Source organism: Streptomyces boetiae (assembly GCF_031845405.1).
Classification (GTDB): Bacteria; Actinomycetota; Actinomycetes; order Streptomycetales; family Streptomycetaceae; genus Streptomyces; species Streptomyces boetiae.
Window position 1 is genome coordinate 86502 of record NZ_JAVREN010000018.1, and the last position, 21846, is coordinate 108347.

General features: G+C 74.3%; 17 protein-coding genes and 1 pseudogene. 7 read left to right on the top strand and 11 right to left on the bottom strand.

The features are described from left to right. Nucleotides 1–27 precede the first annotated feature (27 nt). The 3 genes from RM780_RS14450 to RM780_RS14460 form a co-directional block, all read right to left on the bottom strand. Entirely contained in the window at nt 28–1401 is a 1374-nt protein-coding gene (locus RM780_RS14450; protein WP_311631100.1) for a DUF6716 putative glycosyltransferase, read from the bottom strand. A 507-nt stretch (nt 1402–1908) separates the two neighbouring features. Then, on the bottom strand, nt 1909–2502 hold the full coding sequence (locus tag RM780_RS14455) for an RNA polymerase sigma factor (RefSeq protein WP_311631101.1): 594 nt from the start codon (nt 2500–2502) through the stop codon (nt 1909–1911). Between the two features lie 385 nt (nt 2503–2887). Continuing rightward, the gene (locus tag RM780_RS14460; protein WP_311631102.1) at nt 2888–4519 is read right to left on the bottom strand and encodes a beta-N-acetylhexosaminidase; all 1632 of its coding nucleotides are present in this window, start codon (nt 4517–4519) and stop codon (nt 2888–2890) included. Nucleotides 4520–4699: 180 nt separating this feature from the next. On the opposite strand from RM780_RS14460, the gene sdhC reads away from it, so the two are divergent. From sdhC to RM780_RS14480, 4 genes are read left to right on the top strand one after another with little or no spacing between them, the layout of a single operon-like run. Beyond that, nucleotides 4700–5080 carry a succinate dehydrogenase, cytochrome b556 subunit gene (gene sdhC / locus RM780_RS14465; protein ID WP_311631103.1) on the top strand — a complete coding sequence of 127 codons (381 nt, stop codon included), beginning with the start codon at nt 4700–4702 and terminating at the stop codon, nt 5078–5080. A 5-nt stretch (nt 5081–5085) separates the two neighbouring features. Next, complete coding sequence (locus RM780_RS14470; protein WP_311631123.1) at nt 5086–5559, top strand: succinate dehydrogenase hydrophobic membrane anchor subunit; 474 nt, start codon at nt 5086–5088, stop codon at nt 5557–5559. A 24-nt stretch (nt 5560–5583) separates the two neighbouring features. Continuing rightward, complete coding sequence (gene sdhA / locus RM780_RS14475) at nt 5584–7341, top strand: succinate dehydrogenase flavoprotein subunit (RefSeq protein ID WP_311631104.1); 1758 nt, start codon at nt 5584–5586, stop codon at nt 7339–7341. Further along, nucleotides 7341–8123: a succinate dehydrogenase iron-sulfur subunit gene (locus RM780_RS14480; protein ID WP_311631105.1), complete on the top strand. Its 783-nt coding sequence runs from the start codon at nt 7341–7343 to the stop codon at nt 8121–8123. Before sdhA ends, RM780_RS14480 begins: the two co-directional genes overlap by 1 nt. A gap of 63 nt (nt 8124–8186) precedes the next feature. On the opposite strand, the gene RM780_RS14485 is transcribed toward RM780_RS14480, so the two are convergent. Continuing rightward, the gene (locus RM780_RS14485; protein ID WP_311631106.1) at nt 8187–9764 is read right to left on the bottom strand and encodes a choice-of-anchor I family protein; all 1578 of its coding nucleotides are present in this window, start codon (nt 9762–9764) and stop codon (nt 8187–8189) included. 146 nt (nt 9765–9910) lie between these two features. Here RM780_RS14485 and RM780_RS14490 point away from each other — a divergent pair, with 146 nt between their 5' ends. Further along, nucleotides 9911–11278: an FAD-binding oxidoreductase gene (locus tag RM780_RS14490; protein ID WP_311631107.1), complete on the top strand. Its 1368-nt coding sequence runs from the start codon at nt 9911–9913 to the stop codon at nt 11276–11278. Nucleotides 11279–11314: 36 nt separating this feature from the next. On the opposite strand, the gene RM780_RS14495 is transcribed toward RM780_RS14490, so the two are convergent. From RM780_RS14495 to RM780_RS14510, 4 genes are all read right to left on the bottom strand, one after another. Then, nucleotides 11315–12106: a hypothetical protein gene (locus RM780_RS14495; RefSeq protein WP_311631108.1), complete on the bottom strand. Its 792-nt coding sequence runs from the start codon at nt 12104–12106 to the stop codon at nt 11315–11317. A gap of 133 nt (nt 12107–12239) precedes the next feature. Then, a complete protein-coding gene (locus tag RM780_RS14500) occupies nt 12240–13916 on the bottom strand; it encodes an ABC transporter substrate-binding protein (RefSeq protein WP_311631109.1) in 1677 nt (558 codons plus the stop codon). Nucleotides 13917–14060: 144 nt separating this feature from the next. Continuing rightward, nucleotides 14061–14360 carry a carboxypeptidase-like regulatory domain-containing protein gene (locus RM780_RS14505; RefSeq protein WP_311631110.1) on the bottom strand — a complete coding sequence of 100 codons (300 nt, stop codon included), beginning with the start codon at nt 14358–14360 and terminating at the stop codon, nt 14061–14063. Between the two features lie 200 nt (nt 14361–14560). Further along, nucleotides 14561–16375 carry a metallophosphoesterase gene (locus RM780_RS14510; RefSeq protein WP_311631111.1) on the bottom strand — a complete coding sequence of 605 codons (1815 nt, stop codon included), beginning with the start codon at nt 16373–16375 and terminating at the stop codon, nt 14561–14563. A gap of 149 nt (nt 16376–16524) precedes the next feature. Between RM780_RS14510 and RM780_RS14515 the strand changes: the two genes are divergently transcribed. Further along, nucleotides 16525–18000 (top strand): D-alanyl-D-alanine carboxypeptidase family protein, encoded by a 1476-nt coding sequence (locus tag RM780_RS14515; protein ID WP_394812971.1) that lies wholly within the window; start codon nt 16525–16527, stop codon nt 17998–18000. A 64-nt stretch (nt 18001–18064) separates the two neighbouring features. Here the strand turns inward: RM780_RS14515 and RM780_RS14520 are convergent. From RM780_RS14520 to trpS, 3 genes and pseudogenes are all read right to left on the bottom strand, one after another. After that, nucleotides 18065–18868: pseudogene (locus RM780_RS14520) on the bottom strand (YihY/virulence factor BrkB family protein); the annotation flags it as partial. 63 nt (nt 18869–18931) lie between these two features. Further along, entirely contained in the window at nt 18932–19519 is a 588-nt protein-coding gene (locus RM780_RS14525; RefSeq protein WP_311631125.1) for a 2'-5' RNA ligase family protein, read from the bottom strand. Nucleotides 19520–19542: 23 nt separating this feature from the next. After that, a complete protein-coding gene (gene trpS, locus RM780_RS14530; RefSeq protein WP_311631112.1) occupies nt 19543–20574 on the bottom strand; it encodes a tryptophan--tRNA ligase in 1032 nt (343 codons plus the stop codon). Between the two features lie 256 nt (nt 20575–20830). Between trpS and RM780_RS14535 the strand changes: the two genes are divergently transcribed. Then, nucleotides 20831–21820, top strand: coding sequence for a malate dehydrogenase (locus RM780_RS14535; protein WP_311631113.1), 990 nt, complete (start codon nt 20831–20833; stop codon nt 21818–21820). Nucleotides 21821–21846: the final 26 nt, after the last annotated feature.

The window sequence follows — 21846 nt, forward strand, 5'->3', positions numbered from 1 at the left end:
ATCGTTCGGTCTTGACGCCGCTCGCGCTCACAGCTGCCCCCAGCGGCGGATCAGGGGGGCCACGCGCTGGACGCCGGCGCGGTAGGCGCCGCGGGCGGTGCGGCGCAGGAGGCGGCGGGACGCGGCGCGCATCCCGGCCTCGGCGGCGGGCGCGTCCTGGTGGCCGGCGGCCGGCTCGCCCTTGACGTCCAGGCCGTGCCGGGCCAGGACGCCCGGGAGGTACCCCGGCGCGGTGCGGGCGGTGTAGTACGGGGTGAGGGGGGGCAGGCCGCCGTCCTCGCGCCGCTCCAGCAGCGCGTCCAGGCGGGCGCGGGCCGCGGCGAAGGCGCCCTCGTGGGGAACGCCCACGCCCTGCTCGGCGAGCCAGGCGGGCTCGGGCCGGGGCAGGTGCCCGGCGTCCAGCTCGTCCCAGGAGGCGAAGCAGCCGGAGCCGATGAAGTAGTGGTTGCCCAGCGGCTCGCGGATGCCCAGGTCGCTCAGCAGCGCGGTGGGTACCGAGCGGTGCAGCGACTCCAGGGCGGCGGTGGAGGAGACGGTGACCAGCAGGTCGGTCTCGTTGAGGATCTCGCCCATGTTGCCGTAGGCCAGGCGGAAGTTGGAGGGCCGCTCGCCGCGGGCGCGCTCGGCCAGCCGCTGGTAGGGCAGCTCCTCGATGTGGGTGGTGTGCTCGCTGGGCTTGCTGCGCAGCTTGAGCACCACCTCGCGCTCCGGGTGCCTGCGGGCGTGCTCCATGGCGCGCTCCAGCAAATAGGCGCGGTCCTTGCGGCCGGCCGGGACGGAGGGCTGGACGGCGAAGACGACGCGGAAGGGGCGCTCGCCGCGCTCGGCCGGGCCCGGGTCGTACGCCCGCCCGTCGAGGAACGGCAGGGCGCACTCGGTGACCGCGGAGCTGTCGGCCCGCACGCCGTCGTAGACCGCGCGGAAGCGGGCGGCGTCGTAGGGGCTGTTGGCCAGCACCAGGTCGGCGCCGTGCCGCAGCAGCAGGCCGTCGGGAAGCTTCTCGTAGACCACGCCGACGTAGCCGGTGACGACGGCCGGGCGCCGGTCGGCGGTGCGCCAGGCGCGGGCCAGGCCGTGCAGCATCGCCTGAATGGTGCCGCCCACGCAGGCGAGGATCAGGACGTCGAAGGGCTCCTTGCCCGCGGCCCTGGCGGCGTCGGTGTGTGCCCGCTCCCCCAGGTCGGCGAGGAAGTCCACCGCGCTCACCTCGCGGAGGTGATCCGCCTCGGCCCCGATCTCCGCCAGCTGCCGCTCCGTGGGCGTGGCGCGGCCCCACAGCAGATAGCCATGGACGGTCGACGCCGGGGCGAGCCGGCGCGCGGTGAGCGCGCCCCATTTCCACCGGGTATCAGAATCCGCCAGCACGGCCACGCGCAGTGGAGTGGGGGATGGATCGGGCACGGATTGAACATTAGGCAGCGGGAGAGAGTGCCGGGCCAACTCAGTCACAACAAACAGTTAACAGCATGACACGTTAAAACCAACTCACCCCAAGTGACGGCTCATTCATATGCTTCACCTCGGATGTTCATCATCTGAACGTTTGCACGGTGCTTCCCGTTCACCCGGCCCGGGATGGGCCGGCCGTGGAGACATTCCCCGAAGCGGCCCGCCGCTCCCTCGAAAGCGTGACCGGAAAACGTAAGCGTATGCGAACGAGGCGCGGAATCGGGGGACCGCCCGGCGACGGCGGGCGCGTGGCCACCGGCGGGGGCGCCTCGCGGCGCGCCCGGGGGCGCCCGGTCCCGTCCCGGCCGGGGGCCGGGAGGATGCGCGGGCGGGGCTAGGGGGAAAGCCGCCCCGCCCGCGCCTGGGGCTCCGACGAGGTACGGGGGGGACCTCGGGAACGCCCCATAGGCCGGTGACCAGTCGGCCTTGCTTCATACTGCGCCGTAACCGCGGATTCCGTTACACCCCCTGGGGGGGCGCCTCCACATCTCTCACGCGCCCGCCGGCCTCCACGAGCTGGGCCAGACGGCGCAGCCCCCGGTGGTGGGCGGTGCGCACGGCCCCCGGGCGGGACCCCAGGACCAGGGCCGCGCGGCGGGAGTCGAGGCCCAGCAGGGTGCGTAACACCACGGCGGTCGCCTGCTCCTGCGGAAGCTCCGCCACCAGGCGAAACGCCCGCGAGGTGGCCAGCGCGGCGATGGCCTCCTCGGCCGTGTCGGCGCTGGAGGGAAGATCCGCCAGGGCGGCCTCGTCGGCCCCCAACTCGGGCGGCCGGCGCCCGCGGGCGCGCAGATGATCGAGCGCGCGGTTTCGCGCGATCCGCGCGGTCCAGCCACGGAAGCGGTCGGCGTCTCCACTGAATCTCGACAGATCCCGCGATATGTGCAGCCACGCCTCGGCGGTGACATCCTCCACGTCGGGCTCGGCGACGATCGTGCGCACGTAGCCGAGCAGCCGCGGGTGGACCGCCCGGAAGACGGTCCGGAAGGCCGTCTCGTCCCCCTCCTGGGCCGCGTGCACCGCCGCGGTCAGGTCGCTGTCTGCCCCCTGCACTCCCCGCCCCCCTTTGCGGCGCGCCCGCCGCGGTCATCCTGCGCGCCGCGCCCCGGTGTGGGCACTCGCCTCGGAACGTGTCGGTCCGCTCGGCCGGCACGGCCCCCCTTGCGGCGGCGCCGGTCACTGTGAGTCTCTGGGTTCTGAACGCTACGCGTCCCGGGGCAGCCGCGTCCATGGCGCATCCGGACGTATCCGCTCGGTAACGCAATGCCCTCGCCCGGCGCTGTAGGAGTACCGGAGGAGGCCGTCTCGGGCCGTCTCCGCGCGGCGGCCGGGGTCTCTCCTGTGGGGGGTGGCGACCCCGGCCGCCCGCCTTCCTCCCGGCCACGGGGCGCGCGCTCCCGGCGTGGGACGCCGCCGCGTGCCCGGGCTCAGGTCCGGCTCACCTCCGGCTCACCTCGCCCGTCAGCTCGGTGAACTCCGCCCAGGACAGCCGCGGCCGGCCCGGGTCCCACAGCTTCTGGGCCAGCGCGGCCAGCGGGAGCCTGATGCCCTCGGCGACCTGTTCGGTGGTCTGGGCGTCCGCCAGGTCGCACCAGACGGCCAGCCGCCCGCCGGGAATGTGGTCGGCGCCGCGGAATTCCTCCGGAACGGCCCGCGAGCCGCGCAGCACGTCCGGGGTCCACTCCTCGTAGATCCGCTCGCCCGTGGGATAGGTGAACTCGTTCGGCTCGCCGAGCACGTAATAGAGGTACTCGGAGTTCAGGTTGAGAACCTGCCAGCCGCCCTCCAGGTACTCCACCGGCTCCCGGGCGCCGATCTCCCGCCCGGTCCAGTAGGTGACCTGCCGCTCCCGGTCGGGCCGCACCTCGCCTCCGGCGTGCATGCCGTCGTTCCACACCTGCGGGACGCGGTCCATCTCACGCACGGTTTCCGCCCGGTCGTTGAGCCATGCGGTGGCCAGGTCGCGCACGGTGGCGCCCTCGCCGTACCGCTCGCGGGCGGCCTCGGCCAGCTCCGGGTAGGTGCCCTCCGGGTCCCGGCTCAGCGCGGCCACGTACTCGTCGCCGCCCAGGTGCCAGTACCGGCTGGGGAAGAGGTCGTCGTACTCGCGCAGCAGCTCGTCGATCAGCTCGCCCGCGGCCGGGTCGCCGATGTCGATGGCGCCCTCGGCCACCCCGCCGTCCGCGCGCCGCAGCCGCAGCTCCGGGTGGGCTTCGAGGACCGCCCCCAGGTGGCCCGGCGAGTCGAACTCGGGGATGACGGTGATGTGCAGCGACTCGGCCAGCTCGACGATGCGGCGCACCTCTTCCTTGGTGAGGTGGTCCTCGGAGACCACCTCGGGGTGGGACTCGCTCTCCACCCGGAAGCCCTGGTCGTCGCTGAGGTGGAGCTGGAGCTGGTTCAGGCGCAGCCCTGCCATCTCGCGCAGCCGGTCCTCGATCCAGGAGGCGGGGAAGGGCTTGCGCGCGATGTCCAGCAGCAGCCCGCGCTGCGGCCGGTCGGGGCGGTCGTTCACCGTGCCCTCGGGCAGACCGCCGCGGGCGTTCACCGCCTGGGTCACCGTGCGCGTGCCGTAGAAGACGCCCGCCTCGGCCGATCCGGTGATCGTGACCCGGTGGTCCTCCACGTGCAGCCGATATCCCTCGCGGCCGGTGTCCGCGTCCTCGTCCAGGACCAGCTCCACGTCCCCCGCCCGCGCGCCCTCGTCGGCGCGCCCCGCGTCCAGCTCCTCGGCGAGCCGGTCCGCCTCGTCGTCCAGCGGCCCGTCGCCGTCGGCCACCACGCGGGCGGAGCCGCCGGGGGCCCAGCCGGGGCCTTCGGCGGCCTCGAAGGAGCGCACGGCCGGAACGGTGGCCGGCTCCCCGGAGGGCCCGTCCGGCAGGTCGGCCGGCTCGGGCGAGAGGGAGGGTGAGGGTGAGGGCCCCGCGGTGGCGCGCCCGGGGCCGGAGGCGGCGGGGCCCGAGGCCCCGCGGGAGTCGTCCGACCGCTGCGCCACCGCCACCACCGCCGCGGCGGTGAGGGCCAGCACGGCCGCGGCCAGGGTGAGTATTCGCCAGGGCGTTCGTCCCATACCTACGACGGTAGCGAGGTCCCCGGAGTCGGCAAACGGATGACGGACGCCCCCCCGGCGGACGCCCAGCGGCGACCCCGCGACGCGGCCCACGGGGCCCGCCGCTACCATGGCCGCGGCCGGTGGACCGTACCCGGCCGGGCCCCGAGGGCCGCTGAAGCTTCCGCGAAGGGTTCTTCCGTGCCGGCAGGAACGTTGTACCGCGGCCGGGAAGGCATGTGGTCATGGGTGGCGCACCGCGTCACCGGTGTCCTCGTTTTCTTCTTCCTGTTCGTCCATGTGCTGGACACCGCGCTGGTCCGCGTCTCCCCCGAGGCGTACGACGACACGATCGCGGTCTACAAGACGCCGCTGGTCGCCGTGATGGAGTACGGCCTGGTGGCCGCCGTCCTCTTCCACGCCCTCAACGGCCTGCGGGTCGTGGCCGTGGACTTCTGGGCCAACGGCGCCCGCTACCAGCGGCAGATGCTGTGGACCGTGGTCGGGATCTGGATCGTGCTGATGGCCGGGGCGGCCTATCCCGTCCTGGGCCACGCCGCCCGTGAGCTGTTCGGGAGCTGATGACCATGACCGCGGACACCACGCAGATCGGCGGCGGCGCGACCGCCCCGGCCCAGGCCGCACCCGGCGCGGCCCCCGTCATCGAGCCCCCGCGCGCCCGCACCGCCAGGTCGCCGCGCACCACCCGCACCAACTTCGAGCTCTACGGCTGGCTGTTCATGCGGCTGTCCGGGATCCTCCTGGTGGTGCTGGTGATCACCCACCTGATGATCCAGCTCGTGCTGGACGGCGGCGTCTCGAAGGTGAGCTTCGCCTTCGTGGCCGGCCGCTGGGCCTCGCCGTTCTGGCAGGTGTGGGACCTGCTGATGCTCTGGCTGGCCATGCTGCACGGCGGCAACGGCCTGCGGACGATCATCAACGACTACGCGGAGCGCGACGCCACCCGCTTCTGGCTGAAGATGCTCCTGTACACGGCCACGGTGTTCACCGTGCTGCTGGGCACCCTGGTGATCTTCACCTTCGACCCGAACATCAGCTGACGCACCGGGGACTTGATCCGACCCATGACCCAGATCCACAAGTACGACACCGTCATCGTCGGCGCCGGCGGCGCGGGCATGCGGGCGGCCATCGAGGCCACCAAGCGCAGCCGCACCGCGGTGCTGACCAAGCTGTACCCGACCCGCTCCCACACCGGCGCCGCCCAGGGCGGCATGGCCGCGGCCCTGGCCAACGTCGAGGACGACAACTGGGAGTGGCACACCTTCGACACCGTCAAGGGCGGCGACTACCTGGTGGACCAGGACGCCGCCGAGATCCTGGCGAAGGAGGCCATCGACTCGGTCCTGGACCTGGAGAAGATGGGCCTGCCCTTCAACCGCACCCCCGAGGGCCGGATCGACCAGCGGCGCTTCGGCGGCCACAGCCGCAACCACGGCGAGGCGCCGGTGCGCCGCTCCTGCTACGCGGCCGACCGCACCGGGCACATGATCCTCCAGACGCTGTACCAGAACTGCGTCAAGGAGGGCGTGGAGTTCTTCAACGAGTTCTATGTCCTGGACCTGCTGCTGAACGAGGTGGACGGGGTCCGCCGCACCGCGGGCGTCGTCGCCTACGAGCTGGCCACCGGCGAACTGCACGTCTTCCAGGCCAAGTCGGTGGTCTTCGCCTCCGGCGGCAACGGCAAGTTCTACAAGGTGACCTCGAACGCCCACACGCTGACCGGCGACGGCCAGGCGGCGGCGTTCCGGCGCGGACTGCCGCTGGAGGACATGGAGTTCTTCCAGTTCCACCCCACCGGCATCTGGAAGATGGGCATCCTGCTCACCGAGGGCGCGCGCGGCGAGGGCGGCATCCTGCGCAACAAGGACGGCGAGCGCTTCATGGAGAAGTACGCGCCCGTCATGAAGGACCTCGCCTCCCGGGACGTGGTCTCCCGCTCCATCTACACGGAGATCCGCGAGGGCCGCGGCTGCGGCCCCGACGGCGACCACGTGTACCTGGACCTGACCCACCTGCCGCCGGAGCAGCTGGACGCGAAGCTGCCGGACATCACGGAGTTCGCGCGCACCTACCTGGGCATCGAGCCGTACACCGACCCGATCCCGATCCAGCCCACCGCGCACTACGCGATGGGCGGCATCCCGACCAACGTCCGCGGCGAGGTGCTCTCCAACAACACCGACGTGGTGCCGGGCCTGTACGCGGCCGGCGAGGTGGCCTGCGTCTCCGTGCACGGCGCCAACCGCCTGGGCACCAACTCGCTGCTGGACATCAACGTCTTCGGCCGCCGGGCCGGCATCGCCGCGGCCGAGTACTCCGCCACCGTGGACCACACCGAACTCCCGGACGACCCGGCGCGGTTCGTGACCGACGAGGTGGAGCGGATGCGTTCGTCCACCGGCACCGAGCGGGTCCCGGAGATCCGCAAGGCCCTCCAGGAGACGATGGACAAGAACGCCATGGTCTTCCGCACCGAGCAGACGCTGAAGGAGGCGCTGGAGGACATCACGGCCCTGCGCGCCCGCTACCGCAACGTCTCGGTGCAGGACAAGGGCCGGCGTTTCAACACCGACCTGCTGGAGGCCCTGGAGCTGGGCAACCTGCTGGAGCTGGCCGAGGTGCTCGTGGTCTCCGCCCTGGCCCGCCAGGAGTCCCGCGGCGGCCACTACCGCGAGGACTACCCCCAGCGCGACGACGTCAACTTCATGCGGCACACCATGGCCTACCGCGAGGTGGACGCCGACGGCAATCAGTCGATCCGGCTGGACTACAAGCCGGTCGTCACCACCCGCTACCAGCCGATGGAGCGTAAGTACTGATGGCTACCCCGACGTTGTCCAAGCCCGAGGATGCCGCCCCGGTCTCCGACGCCCACCTGGTGACGGTGACCTTCCGGATCCGCCGCTTCAACCCCGAGTCCTCGGCCGAGGCGTTCTGGCAGAACTACGAGATCCGCATCGACCCCAAGGAGCGCGTCCTGGACGCCCTCCACCAGATCAAGTGGGAGCTGGACGGCAGCCTGACGTTCCGCCGCTCCTGCGCGCACGGGATCTGCGGCTCGGACGCGATGCGGATCAACGGCAAGAACCGCCTGGCCTGCAAGACGCTGATCAAGGACATCGCGCGGCTGAAGGACGGCGCGGCCACCAAGCCGGTCGTGGTCGAGCCCATAAAGGGTCTGACGGTGGAGAAGGACCTCATCGTCGACATGGAGCCCTTCTTCCAGGCCTACCGCGACGTGATGCCCTTCCTGATCACCAAGGGGAACGAGCCCACGCGCGAGCGGCTCCAGACGGCGGAGGACCGGGAGCGCTTCGACGACACGACGAAGTGCATCCTGTGCGCCGCCTGCACCTCCTCCTGCCCGGTGTTCTGGAGCGACGGGCAGTACTTCGGCCCGGCGGCGATCGTCAACGCCCACCGCTTCATCTTCGACTCGCGCGACGAGGGCGGGGAGCAGCGCCTTGAGATCCTCAACGACCGGGACGGCGTGTGGCGTTGCCGCACGGTCTTCAACTGCACGGACGCCTGCCCGCGCGGCATCGAGGTCACCAAGGCCATCCAGGAGGTCAAGCAGGCGCTGATCACGCGGCGCTTCTGACCTCCTGGACGCGACTCCCCGCCCTCTCAAGGGCGTTGACCGGCCTCTGGCTGTCCGGACTGGCTAGCCGACCTGGTAAACGGCCGTGGTGCCGCTCGTCTCGTGCCCGACGACGAGCAGCGCCCGGCCGTTCGGGCTGTCGTGGGCCGGGATGAACGCCAGCCCCTCGGGCCCGAGGTCCCCGGCCGTGCCCGCCTCCGGATCGCCCGCGAAGTCGCGGGAGTTGATGTACCCGGCGAGGCGCGGGTTCCGGGGGTCGGACAGGTCGTGGGCGACGATGCCGCCCACCCGCTCCAGGCCCGCGAAGGCGTAGGTGCGGCCGTTCACCGAGCCGACGGTGACGCCCTCCGGCTCGGGGCCCTTGGCGTCGCTGCGCGAGTCGGGGTCGTTCTCGGAGTTGTCGGTGTTGAAGTCCGCCGGGAACCGCTCTGCGGTCAGCCGCTCCAGCGCGTCGCCCGAGTCCCAGACCACGCGCCCCCGGTCGTCCAGCACGGACAGCGAACGGCCGCCGAAGGCGTGCAGCTCGGTGACCCGGCCCTGACCGTCGCGCGGGGAGGTCTCGCTGACGGTCAGCCGGCCGAGCGCGGCGTTGTCCTGGAGCGCCGCCGCGTCCGGGAACGCCTCGGGGCTCAGCTCCAGGTCGCGGACCCGGACCTCCTCCTCGTAGCAGTCCCACTCGCGGGCGTCGCCCTCGTTGGCCGTCACGTAGTACTGCCGGCCGCGGTCGCGGAAGCCGGCGATGCCGTCGGGCTGGTAGAGCCCCCGCACGGGCCAGTTCGCTATACGGGCGCCGCCGTCGCGGTCGGAGGGGTCGAGGCCGTTGCCGGGCTCGGAGTGGTCCTGGGTGCCCAGCGCGCGCACCTCCGTCACGCGGGCCCGCGTCAGATCGACCCGCGCCACGGCGTTGTTCTCCTGGAGCGTCACCAGGGCGGTGCGCCCGTCCGCCGAGACGGCCGCGTACTCCGGCTCCAGGTCCTGCGCCACGCTCGCGCCGGGCCCGAAGAGCCGCACCCCCTGCGCGCGCAGCTCCTCCGCGTCGTCGTCGAACGCCCGGAAGTCCGCCGTCCGCACCTGCGGGGCCTGCCGCCCGCCGCGCAGCGTGATCACGCTGACCGAGCCCTCGGGGTCGTCGCGGTCCGCCTCGCAGTAGGAGCCGGGCTCGCCCTCGTTGACGACGACCGCGCGGCGGCCGTCCGGGGTGAAGGTCACCGCGTCCGGCAGCGCGCCGACGGTGACGTCCCACAGCCGCCGCGCGTCCCTCGCGCGGAAGAAGCTGACGGTGCCGGGGTCGGTCCTGTCGGCCGCCTCCTGGGCGACGGCGACCAGGCCGCCGCGCCCGACCGCCACGCTGTTGGCGCCCGGCGTCGCCAGCTCCGCGACCCGCCGCGGCGCGGCCGGGTCGCTCAGGTCCAGCACGTCCACGGTCCCGCGCTCGGCGTTCACCGTGAACGCCCGCGCGCTGCCCGGGTCGTAGGCGGTGATCTCCGCGGCTCCCTCGTCGAAGGACCCCGACTCGTACCGCCCCAGCAGCGTCAGCTCCAGCTCACGCCCCCCGCGCTCCTGCGCGGAGCCGGCGGGCGCCAGGGCGGCCCCGCTCATCAGCACGGCCGCGCCCAGCACGGCCCATCTCCGGTATTCCATGCGCCGGATGCTGGCCGCTTCCCGCACCCGCCACATGAACGCCACCCATGCCCCGGGTGAACGGCCCCGCAACGCGCGCCCGCCCCCGGGCGCCCCGGAACGGGAGGCTCCTTCCGTAAGGCGGAAAGCGGTGTCAGGCTGAGGGCATGAGCGATCTCCTCTCCCGGCTGCGGGCAGGGCTGCCCGACGGGGCGCTGCTGACGGATCCGGATGTGATGGCCTCCTACTCGCACGACATGGCGAGCTTCTGCCCCGCCGGGCGGCCCGCGGCCGTGGTGCTGCCGCGGAGCCTGGAGGAGGTGCGGCACGTGATGCGGACGGCGAGCGAGCTGCGGGTGCCGGTCGTTCCGCAGGGGGCGCGGACCGGGCTGTCGGGGGCGGCGAACGCGGTGGACGGGTGCGTGGTGCTGTCGCTGCTGCGGATGGACCGCGTCCTGGAGATCGACCCGGTGAACCGGATCGCCGTGGTCGAGCCAGGGGTGGTCAACGCCGACCTGTCCAAGGCCGTGGCGGCGCACGGCCTGGCGTATCCCCCGGACCCCTCGAGCTGGGAGCAGTGCACCATCGGCGGGAACATCGGCACCGGCTCCGGCGGCCTGTGCTGCGTCAAGTACGGGGTGACGGCCGAGTACGTGCTGGGCCTGGACGTGGTGCTGGCGGACGGGCGGCTGCTGTCCACCGGGCGGCGGACGGCCAAGGGCGTGGCGGGCTACGACCTCACGCGGCTGTTCGTCGGCGCGGAGGGCACCCTGGGCGTGGTGGTGCGGGCGGTGCTCGCGCTGCGGCCGGCACCGGCGCCGCAGCTCGCGCTGGCCGCGGAGTTCGGCTCGGCGCGGGACGCCGGGGAGGCCGTGGCCCGGATCATGGCCGAGGGGCACACGCCCTCGCTGCTGGAGCTGATGGACTCCACCACGATCGTCGCGGTGAACAGGCTGACGAGGATGAGCCTGCCGGAGAGCACGCGGGCGCTGCTGCTCGCCGCCTTCGACACCCCCGACCCGGCCGCCGACCTGGCCGCCGTGGGCGAGCTGTGCCGGGCGGCCGGGGCCAACGCCGTGGTCCCGGCCGAGGACGAGGCCGAGTCCGGGATGCTGCTCGCGGCCCGCCGGGCGGCGCTCCCGGCCCTGGAGGCCGTGACCGGCACGACGATGATCGACGACGTGTGCGTGCCGCGCAGCCGCCTGGCCGACCTGCTGGAGGGCACCGCCGCCATCGCCGAACGCCACCGGCTGACCATCGGCGTCTGCGCGCACGCCGGGGACGGCAACACCCACCCGGTGGTCTGCTTCGACCCCGCCGACCCGGACGAATCGCGGCGCGCCAGGCTGTCGTTCGACGAGATCATGGGCCTGGGCCTGGAGCTGGGCGGCACCATCACCGGCGAGCACGGCGTGGGCGTGCTCAAACGCGAGTGGCTGGCCCGCGAGCTGGGCCCGGTCGGCCTGGAGATGCAGCGGAGCATCCGGCGGGCGTTCGACCCCCTGGGCATCCTCAACCCGGGCAAGGTCCTGTGAACGCCCGCGGCAGGCGACCTCGCCCCCGCGCGCCGCTCAGCCGGTGCGGGGCGCGCACAGCTCGTCGAGAAGCCGCTTGCGGAACTCCTCGGGCGGGCGGCGGAGTTCGGGAACGACCCGGGTGCCCCAGTCGTGCGCCCCGCGCTCCAGGGCCTGGCCGAGCGCCCGGTGCAGCATCCGCCGGGTGACGCGCAGCGGCACGGCCGCCACCGGGCGGGCCAGGCCCCGGCCGCGCAGCACGGTCCGCACCTCCACGCGCCAGGTGCCGTCCGCGCCGGGGTGGGGCGTGGCGCGGATCTCGGCGCGCAGCACCGGCAGCCGCACGTCCACGATGAGCGCGGCGTGCCCCGGGGCGCCCTCGGCCGCCCCCCACCAGCGCGGCAGGTCGAGCTGGCCGCGCAGCTCCATCCAGCGCAGCCGCCTGCGGCGGCCGTCGGGCCGCACCAGGCCGCCGTCCACGGTGACCGTGACGTGCTCGGGGCGGTCCGCGCTGCGCAGGCGCAGGGAGTTGACCATCCGGCCGCCGGTCTCGGGGTCGGTGACGAGGACGCGCAGGGCCGTTTCCCTGCCGCGGTCCCAGGCGAGCACCTCGGCGTCGGCGGCGTGCTCCGCGCCGGTGGCCACGCGGTAGCGGGCGCCGGGGCGCAGGTGTTCGCCGGAGCGCAGCTCGGCGTCCACCACCGGGCGGCCGTCGGGGGCCAGGAGGGTGCCGCCGGGGCCGGGGGCCGGAGTCAGGCTCTCCAGCACCTCGTGCGCCTGGGCGACGGCGGCCTGGGCCGCCTGGCGGCCGACGGGCGCGAGGACGATCGTGTGCCGTAGACGTGCCATGCGGAGCATCCTGCCCCATCCCGGCCGCCTCGGTCAGATCCGGCGCCGCACGGGGCCGCTTCCGGCACCGGCCGAGTCCCGTCCGGGGCGGCTCCGGCGTCGGCCGGGGCGGCTTCGGCCGGCTGAGCGGCCGTCAGATCCGGCGCAGCTCCCACAGACGCCAGACGCCGCTGGAGGAGGGCAGCAGCTGGATGCCGGCGACGTCGGTGCCGGAGAGGATCGTCACCCGCTCCTGCCACAGCGGGATCACGGGCGCGGACCCGGCGGCCCGCTCGTGAGCGGCGCGGAAGGCCCCGGCGGCGCGGGCGCGGTCGGGCTCGGCCTGGGTCTCGGCGATCAGCTCGTCGATGGCGGCGTCGCGGAAGCCGGTGTTGAGGCCGTCCGCCGGTCCCAGGAGCTGGTCGGTGAACGTCGCCGGGTCGGGGAAGTCGGGCTGCCAGCCCACGAGGTAGGCGTCGTAGGGCTCGGCGGCGTAGAGGCCGGAGACGAACTCGGCCCACGGGTGGTACTCGGTCTCCACCGCGAAGATGCCGCCCGCCTCCAGTTGCTCCTCGATCAGCCGCGCCTCCTCGTGGTTGGCCGGCCCGCGCGAATACGCCAGGCGGAACGGGAGGGGCAGGTCCACGCCCGCCTCCTCCAGCTCCTCGCGCAGCGCGCCGGTGTCCGCGCCGGCGTAGCGGTCGTAATAGGGGGTGCCGTGGCCGGCGAAGCCCGTGGGGATGAGGGAGTACAGCGGCTCTACCGTGTCGTGCTGCACGCGGCGGGTCAGCGCCTCCCGGTCCAGCAGGGCCGCGGCGGCGCGGCGGGCCGCCGCCCGGTGGAAGGGCGCGCCCTCGCGGGTGTTGAAGGCCAGCACGCGGATGCCGCCGCCGGTGGCCTCGTAGGCGCGGTGGGAGGGGTCGCCCGCGCTGAGCCCGGCCATCACCTCGGGCGGCATCCTGCCGTCGTTGACGTCGATCTCCCCGGCCTGCCACGCCTGGGCGAGCAGCCGCTCGCCGGTGGTGCCCCCGGCGTCCTGCTCGAAGTACCGCACGGTGACCGGGCCTTCGGGGACGCGGGCGGCGCCGCGGTAGGAGGCGTTCGGCACCAGCTCGGCGGAGTCGCCGGTCCAGCGCGAGAGGAGGAAGGGGCCCGAGCCCAGCACCCGGCCGTTCTCCCGCGGCTCCAGCTCCGGGTAGCTGTGCCGGTCCACGATCGCGCCCGCGCTGCCGGCGACCACGAAGGGGAAGCCGGCGTCGGGCCGGTTGAGCCGGAAAACGATCTCCTGCCCGGCCACCCGCACCTCCCGCAGCGTGGCCAGCAGGCCGGCGGGCCCCTGGTAGTCGAACCTCCGCCCCTCGGGGATGGACGGGTCCCCGGCCTCGCGCCGCTCCCGCTCGGCCATGGCCAGCACGCGGTCGAAGGAGAACTTCACATCCGCCGGAGTGACCGCGCGGCCGTCGCTGAAGGTCAGGTCGGAGCGCAGCACGCAGCGGTAGACCAGCAGGCGCCCGGCGTCGAAGGCGCAGCTCTCGGCGGCGTCGGGGACGGGGGCGTCCTGGCCGGGGACGAAGGTGAGCAGGGACTGGTAGAGGTTGCCGGCCAGCATCGCGGAGCCGGCGTCGTAGGCCGCGCCGGGGTCGGTGGAGGTGGGAACGACGGTGGTGCCCACGACCAGCGGCGGGTCCTCGGTCCCGTCGGCGCGGACGAACGCCCAGCCCCCGACGACGGCGGCCAGCAGCAGCACGGCCGCCCCGATGCCCAGGGCGGTCCTGGCCCCCCGGGTGCCCGCCCGGCTCTCCGCCCGATTCTCGGCCCGGTTGCTCCCCACGCGCCGCGCCCCTCCCCACGAAGCTCCTGGCGGCCAGCCAATCACAGGGCTCCCGGGCGTCGCAGCGCAGGGCGGGCAACGGACTGGCCACAACTCGGGGAAGGGCGGGGGCGGGCGTATGGGCCAACGCCCGGGGCCCGGCCCTCAGTCCACGACGGCGCCGGGGACGTCGATGCGGAACTCCACCTCCACCGGCCGCCCCTCCAGGCGCACCGCCACGCTCTGGCTGCCCAGCTGAGGCGAGAAGGCCACCAGCAGGTACTCGCCGTGCGCGGGCGCGGTGACGGAGAAGGCTCCGTCGGAGGCGCTGCGGGTCTTCACCAGGTGCCGGCCGCCGTCGGCGCCTGTCAGTGTCACCACGGCCCGCGGCAGCGCGACCCCCAGGGAGTCGCGCACCTGGCCGCGGATGATCAGGGCAGCCTCTGCCATCGTCTCGTCCGCCATGCCCCTCACTCCTTCGCACCACGCCGCCGGATCGTGTCCGTCACGCTGTCTGTCTGTGCCCCGGTCGTTATCCAGGACACCAAAAGTGCCGTGGACAGTTGACTCGGACGCCCGTTTGAGACGAAAAACGGACAATCGCACGCGGATTTCAGCCAAGCGGGTCAGCGGGGCGTTTCGCCGTCGGGCCCGGCCGAGCCCGGTCAGGCCCGTCCGGAAGTCAGGCGCAGCACGGTGATGTCCGGGTCGGCGCCCACCCGGACCGGCGCGCCGAACGCCCCCGCGCCGCGCGTGACGTACAGCTGGGTGTCGCCGTACCGCTCCAGGCCCGCCAGCGTCGGGTTGGCCAGGCCCGCCACGTAGGTCAGCGGCCACAGCTGGCCGCCGTGCGTGTGCCCGGAGAGCTGGAGGTCCACGCCGTGGTCCACGGCGTCGTGGATGGCCACGGGCTGGTGGGCCATGAGCACGGCGGTGCGGCGGGGGTCCCGGTCGCCGAGGGCGGCCTCGAAGTCGGGGCCGCCGAAGGCGGTGCCCTCGCCGTCCACGTCGTTGATCCCGGCCAAATCGAAGTACGGCAGCTCGCGGCGGTCGTTCGTCAGCGGGGTCAGGCCCAGCTCGCGGACGTGCTCGACCCAGGAGGCGGTGTCCACGTAGTACTCGTGGTTCCCCGTGACGAAGAACGCCCCGTCCCGGGCGCGCAGCCCGGCCAGCGGCGCGGCGGCGCTTCTGAGGTCGTTCACCTCCGCGTCCACGAGGTCCCCGACGACGGCGATCAGGTCGGGCTCGGTGCGGTTGACCGCCTCGACCACGCGGCGGCTGTGCGCGGCGCCCAGGACCGGGCCGAGGTGGATGTCGCTGACCACGGCGATCCGGTACCCGTGCGCGGCCCGGGGCAGCCGGTCCAGCGCGACGCTCACATGCCTGGTCCGCAGCCGCCGCGCGGCGTACGTCCCGTACCCCAGCACCCCCGCGGTCACGGCCCCGGCCCCGATGGCTATGCCCCGCGCCACGACGAGCCGCCGCCCCGGCCCGGCGGCGTCCGCGCTATCCGGGCCCCGGTCCGCGCCGGCCGTTTCCGCGCCTGCGGAGGCGTCGGCGCGCGGCGCCCCGGCTCCGCCGGCCGACCCTTCGGGCGCGTTCCCGGCGGGGCGGCCCCGGGCGGGACCGTGCTCGGCCCCTCCGGCGCTCGCGGCCCCGTCCGCGGGAGTCCCGGGCGCGGCGGAGGTTTCCGTGCAGGCGTCGGCGCGGGCCGGGGCAGTGGCCGGCTCCGCGGTGGCAGCTCCGCCGGAGCCGGAGCGCACCGCGACGCCCGCCGTCGCCCGCGTACCAGCCCCGGCTCCGCCGGGCGTGCCCGGAGTCGCCGCGCCCCTTGGCGCACCCGCGCCGTCCCCAACCGCCTCTTCCGCGGGGGCGGTTCCGCCCCCGGCCCTTCCCCCGCCACCGGGGGCCCCGGTGCTCGCGGGCGGCTCTCCGCCGCCCGAGGGCGCGGTCCGCGTGAACGCTCCGGCAGCCGCGGCCGGGTCCGTCGCGAGCGCAACGGCCGTGGCCGAGCCGCCAGGGCCAGGGGCATGCCCGGTCCGGCCGGACGGGGCCAGACGGCCCCCGCCGGAGGCGTACGTGCCCGCGCCGTCGGGCGCCGGGGCGGGGGCCGCCGTGCGGGCGGCGGGGAGCGTGCCCGGCGTGCCGCCGTCGCGGGCGGCGCGGGCGGCGCGGCGCCGGCCGCGCAGCAGCACGAGCCGCAGCAGCTCGCCCGGAGCCAGGCACAGCAGCAGGTAGAGCAGCGAGACCAGCCAGTACTGGCCCGGCCAGGAGATGACGCGCAGGACGGGGAAGGGGACGCCGATCTCGCGGCCGAGGGAGGCGACGATCGTGAGGACCGGGAGAACGACCAGGGCGAGGGTGCCCGCGCGGCGGTACGCGCCGCCGGGGCGGGAGACGTCACGGACGAGGCGCCGCCACAGGTACCAGTGGATCACCGCCAGCACCAGGCTGATCGGGATCGCCAAGACGATTCTCACTGAGCTTCTCTCTCCGTCGCGGTGCCGTCCGTCCCCGAGGTCCGCTCCCCCAGTATCCGCGATGCCCTTGGGCCACCTGCGCCCGGTCACTCACCGGTTCGGGGCGCTCCGCTGGACCGCCGCGCGCCCCCCAACGGTAGGTTCGCAGTGTGCCGTTCAATCGCTCGTCCTCTTTTCGGAAGTACGTTCGCGCGCTGCTGCCGCTCGCCCTGGCCGCCGCCCCGGTGCTGCTCGCGCCCGCCCCGGGCGCGCACGCCGAGGAGGAGGACCAGGGGCCGCCGGAGGAGATGTCCGCCGTCGGCGGGGAGCGGCTGGGCCGCCCCGGCACGCAGGTGGACGACGGGGACGGGGTTCCCGGCCTGCCCGGGGACCTGACGGCCCGCTCCTGGATCGTGGCGGACGCCGAGAGCGGCGACGTGCTGGCCGCGCACAACGCGCACTGGCCGCTGCCGCCCGCCAGCACCATGAAGATGCTCTTCGCCGACACCCTGCTGCCCCGCTTCGACCGGGACGAGGAGTACCGGGCCCGCGCCCAGGACTTCGCGGACCTGGGCCCGGGCAGCAGCGCGGTGGGCATCAGGGAGGACCGCACCTACACGGTCGAGGACCTGTGGCACGGCGTCTTCCTGGCCTCGGGCAACGACGCGGTGGCCGCCCTCTCCGCCATGAACGGCGGCCTGGAGCAGACCGTCGAGGACATGAACGACCGGGCCGAGGAGCTCCAGGCCCGCGACACCCTGGTGCGCAGCCCCGACGGGTACGACGCCCGCGGCCAGACCTCCTCGGCCTACGACCTGACGCTGATCGCCCGGCACGGCCTCCAGAACCCCGACTTCCGCGAGTACGCCTCCACCGCCCGCACGGAGTTCCCCGGCGGCGGGGACGGCGAGGACACGGAGGAAGGGGAGGAAGCGGAGGAAGCGGAGGAAGGGGAGGACGGCGGCGACGGGGAGGACGGCGGCTACGAGATCCAGAACACCAACCGCCTGCTGGTCGGCGCCCCCGGCCTCGACACCTACCCCGGGATCGCGGGCGTCAAGAACGGCTACACCTCGCAGGCCGGCTACACCTTCACGGGCGTGGCCGAGCGGGAGGACCGGGTCCTGCTGGTCACCGTGATGCACCCGGAGGACGGCGACAGCCTGGCCGTCTACCGGGAGGCCGCCGCCCTGCTGGACTGGGGCTTCGAGGCCGCGGAGGAGGCCGAGCCGGTGGGCGTCCTGGTCCCGCCGCTGAGCGAGGCCACGACCGAGCCCACCCCCGGCGAGGGCGAGGGCGAGGCCACCGAGACGGGAGCGCCCGAGCGCCGGGGCGCCGCCGCCGACGGCAACGGCCGCGGCGAGGAGACCTCGCGCGACTCGGCCCTGGCCGGGGCCTCGGGCACGGCCGGGGACGACGGCCGCTCGCCGGCCCTGACCGTGCTCGCCGCCACCGCCGTGGGCCTCATCCTCCTGACGGCCGCCGGATGGGCGTTCCACCGCCGCCATCCGCTGCCGCTGCCGGGCGGGACGGGCCGGAGCGCGGATAGCCCAGGCCCGCCGGGTCGTCGGGACGGGGACCCACCTCCGCCTCCAGGGCCTCGGTGGCGTCCAGGGCGTCGGCCTCGGGGCGCTCCGAAGGAGTGACCGAGGTCGCGGTCCAGGCGCAGCACACCAGCAGCAGCCGGGCCATCATGCTCATCCAGATCAGCAGGGCGATGGGCAGGCCGAAGGCGCCGTAGAGGTTCTGGCCCGCGACGTGCGAGAGGTAGCTGCCCAGCAGCAGCTTCAGCAGCTCGAACCCGGCGGTGCCCACCGCGCAGGCCGTCAGCACGGCCCGCCGCGGCGGGCGCACGCCGGGCAGCCACACCAGCAGGTAGAGCAGCAGCAGGAAGGTGATGACCACGGCCAGCAGGTAGGCCGCCAGCCGCACCGGGACCTCGGCTCCGCCGCCCAGCCGCTGCCCGGCCCACTGCATCGCGCCCTGGCCGAGCAGCGAGGTGCCCAGCGACAGCAGCACCACACAGCCCAGCCCCGCGAGCAGCCCGACGTCCCGCACCTGGCGGCGCAGGACGTTCTCCGGCAGGTCGGGCAGGTCCCACACCGCGCGCAGGCACTCCCGCAGCGTGCCCACCCAGGAGGCGCCGGTGGGAATCACCGCGGCCAGGGAGAGCAGGCCGATGGTGCGGGCGTTGTCGAAGAAGTCCTGGAGGTCCAGACGGCCGGAGATGCCGGGGATCTGGTCGGTGATCCAGCGCTCGACGTCGTTGAGGGTCGCCTCGCTGAGCAGCGCGGCGCCGATGGCCGCGCCGAGGCCGAGCACGGGGAAGAGGGCCACGAAGCTGTTGAAGGTGATGGCCGCGGTCAGCCGGGCCCACTTGCGCTGGTCCAGGTGCTCGTAGACCCGGTAGGCGCGGCTGCGCATCCCCCAGGCCACGGCGGGCCCCAACGGCCCCGGCAGGCGGTTCAGTCGTCGTTCCATCGCGGCGTCCACGGTAGGGCGGAGTGCCCCCATCGCCCGTTCCGACACCTGTGCGCACGAGGTGCGCGCGGGATCTGCCCGGGCGGGGGCGGGGGATCAGGTGCGGCCCCGGGCGGCCTCGCGGTGCCGCGCGGGCCGGGGCCGGCGGCGCCGCGGGCCCGGGGGCGGGAAGGCGAACTCCCGCCGGGGCGCCCAGCATCCGTCCCCGCCCAGCTCGTACAGCGCGAAGCCGCCGACCGTCCAGGCCGCCTCGTACCCGGCCAGGGAGGCCTGCGCCGCGTCCAGCGCGGCGTCCGCCAGGCCGTGCGCGAGGGTGACGTGCGGGTGGTAGGGGAACGCCAGCTCCCGGGCCAGCGGCCCGCCGGAGGCGCGGACCCGCTCCTGGAGCCGGTCGCAGGCGCCGCCGCCCTCGGCCACCCGCAGGTAGACCACCGGGGAGACGGGGCGGAAGGTGCCGGTGCCCGCCAGCCGCAGGGGGAACGGCCGCCAGGCCGCCGCCACGGCCGCCAGGTGCCGGTCGACGGCCGGGAGTGCCCCGGCCTCCACCTCGGTGGGCGGGAGCAGCGTGACGTGGGTGAGGATGCCGGACGCGGCGGCGTCCCCGAAGCCGAGGCGGCAGCGCTGGAGGCGCCCGGCGTGCGGCTCCGGGACGGCGATCGACACGCCCAGCGTGACGGTGTCCAGGCGGCCCACTCGCGTCGCTCTCCCTACCCTCGGGCCGGGCCGGCGGCGGGCGGCAGGAAGCCGACCCTGTCGTAGACCTCGGCCAGCGTGGCGGCGGCCGTCTCCCGGGCCTTGGCGGCGCCGGCGGCGAGCAGGCGGTCCAGCTCGGCGGTGTCGGCCAGGAACTCCAGGGTGCGGGCGCGGAAGGGCGCCACCCACTCGGCGAACAGCTCGGCCAGCTCGGTCTTCAGCGGCCCGTACATCGACTGGCCGGCGTACTTCGCCTCCACGTCGGCGACCGTGACTCCGCTGAGGGCCGCGTGGATCGCGAGGAGGTTGGAGACGCCGGGCTTGGCCTCCGGGTCCCAGCGGATCTCGCCGCCGGTGTCGGTGACCGCGCTGCGGAACTTCTTGGCCGAGGCCGCCGGCTCGTCCATCAGCCAGACGATGCCCTTGGGCGAGGAGGCCGACTTGCTCATCTTGACCGAGGGGTCCTGGAGGTCGTAGATCCGCGCGGCGTCCTTGAGGATGTACGCCCCGGGGACGGTGAACGTCGGCCCGTACCGGCCGTTGAACCGCTCGGCCAGGTCGCGGGTCAGCTCCACGTGCTGGCGCTGGTCCTCGCCCACCGGGACCTGGTCCGCGTGGTAGACGAGGATGTCGGCGGCCTGGAGCACGGGGTAGGTGAACAGGCCGACCGTGGTGCCCTCGGCGCCCTGCTTGGCGGACTTGTCCTTGAACTGCGTCATCCGGGACGCCTCGCCGAAGCCGGTCAGGCAGTTCAGCACCCAGGCGAGCTGGGCGTGCTCGGGCACGTGGCTCTGGACGAACAGCGTGCAGCGGGCCGGGTCCAGGCCCGCGCCCAGCAGCTGGGCGGCGGCGAGCCGGGTGGACTCGCGCAGGGCCGCCGGGTCCTGCGGGACGGTGATCGCGTGCAGGTCGACCACCATGTAGAACGCGTCGCAGCTCTCCTGGAGGGCCACCCACTGGCGGACCGCGCCCAGGTAGTTGCCCAGGTGGAAGGAGCCGGCCGTGGGCTGGATGCCGGAGAGGACTCGGGGACGTTCGCCTGCCATGCCTCCCATTGTCTCAGGTGTCTCAGGGGCCGGACGCTGCTCCCGGAGGCTTCCCCGCCGGGTCCCGGGGGCGGCCCGGGGCGCCCGCAGGGTATCTTGATGGCGAGATATTCCGGGCCGCACCGCTCGCGCCAGAGCGGTGTCCCCCGCTCCTCCTCCCCTTCTGGGGCCGGGCGTGCGGGGATAACCTGGCCGCGAACCGGCGGTCACCAACGCTCGACCTCGATCGACAACGTTCGACTTCGGAAGGCTCACCATGCCTCGCACTCCTGTCACCGTCACCGTCACCGGCGCCGCCGGTCAGATCGGCTACGCGCTGCTGTTCCGCATCGCGTCCGGACAGCTCCTGGGCCCCGACACCCCGGTCCGCCTGAAGCTCCTGGAGATCACCCCCGCCCTGAAGGCCGCCGAGGGCACCGCGATGGAGATCGACGACTGCGCCTTCCCGCTGCTGACCGGCATCGACATCTCCGACGACCCGAACGTGGCCTTCGACGGGGCCAACGTCGCCCTGCTGGTCGGCGCGCGCCCGCGCACCAAGGGCATGGAGCGCGGGGACCTGCTGGAGGCCAACGGCGGGATCTTCAAGCCGCAGGGCCGGGCCATCAACGACCACGCCGCGGACGACATCAAGGTGCTGGTGGTCGGCAACCCGGCCAACACCAACGCGCTGATCGCCCGCGCCGCGGCCCCGGACGTTCCCGCCGAGCGGTTCACCGCGATGACCCGCCTGGACCACAACCGCGCGCTCACCCAGCTCTCGAAGAAGACCGGCGCCCCGCTGAGCGACATCACGAGGCTGACGATCTGGGGCAACCACTCGGCCACCCAGTACCCCGACATCTTCCACGCGGAGATCGCCGGCAAGAACGCCGCCGAGGTCGTGAACGACGAGACCTGGCTGGCCGAGGAGTTCATCCCGACCGTGGCCAAGCGCGGCGCGGCCGTCATCGAGGTGCGCGGCGCCTCCTCCGCGGCCTCCGCGGCGAACGCCGCCATCGACCACGTCCACACCTGGGTCAACGGCACCCCGGAGGGCGACTGGACCTCGATGGCCGTGCCCTCCGACGGCTCCTACGGCGTGCCCGAGGGCCTGATCTCCTCCTTCCCGGTCACCACCGAGGACGGCGCCTACGAGATCGTCCAGGGCCTGGAGCTGAACGCCTTCTCCCGGACCCGTATCGACGCCTCGGTCGCGGAGCTGGCCGAGGAGCGCGAGGCGGTCCGCGGGCTCGGCCTGCTCTGACCCCCGGCCCCGCCGTGTGGCCCCCC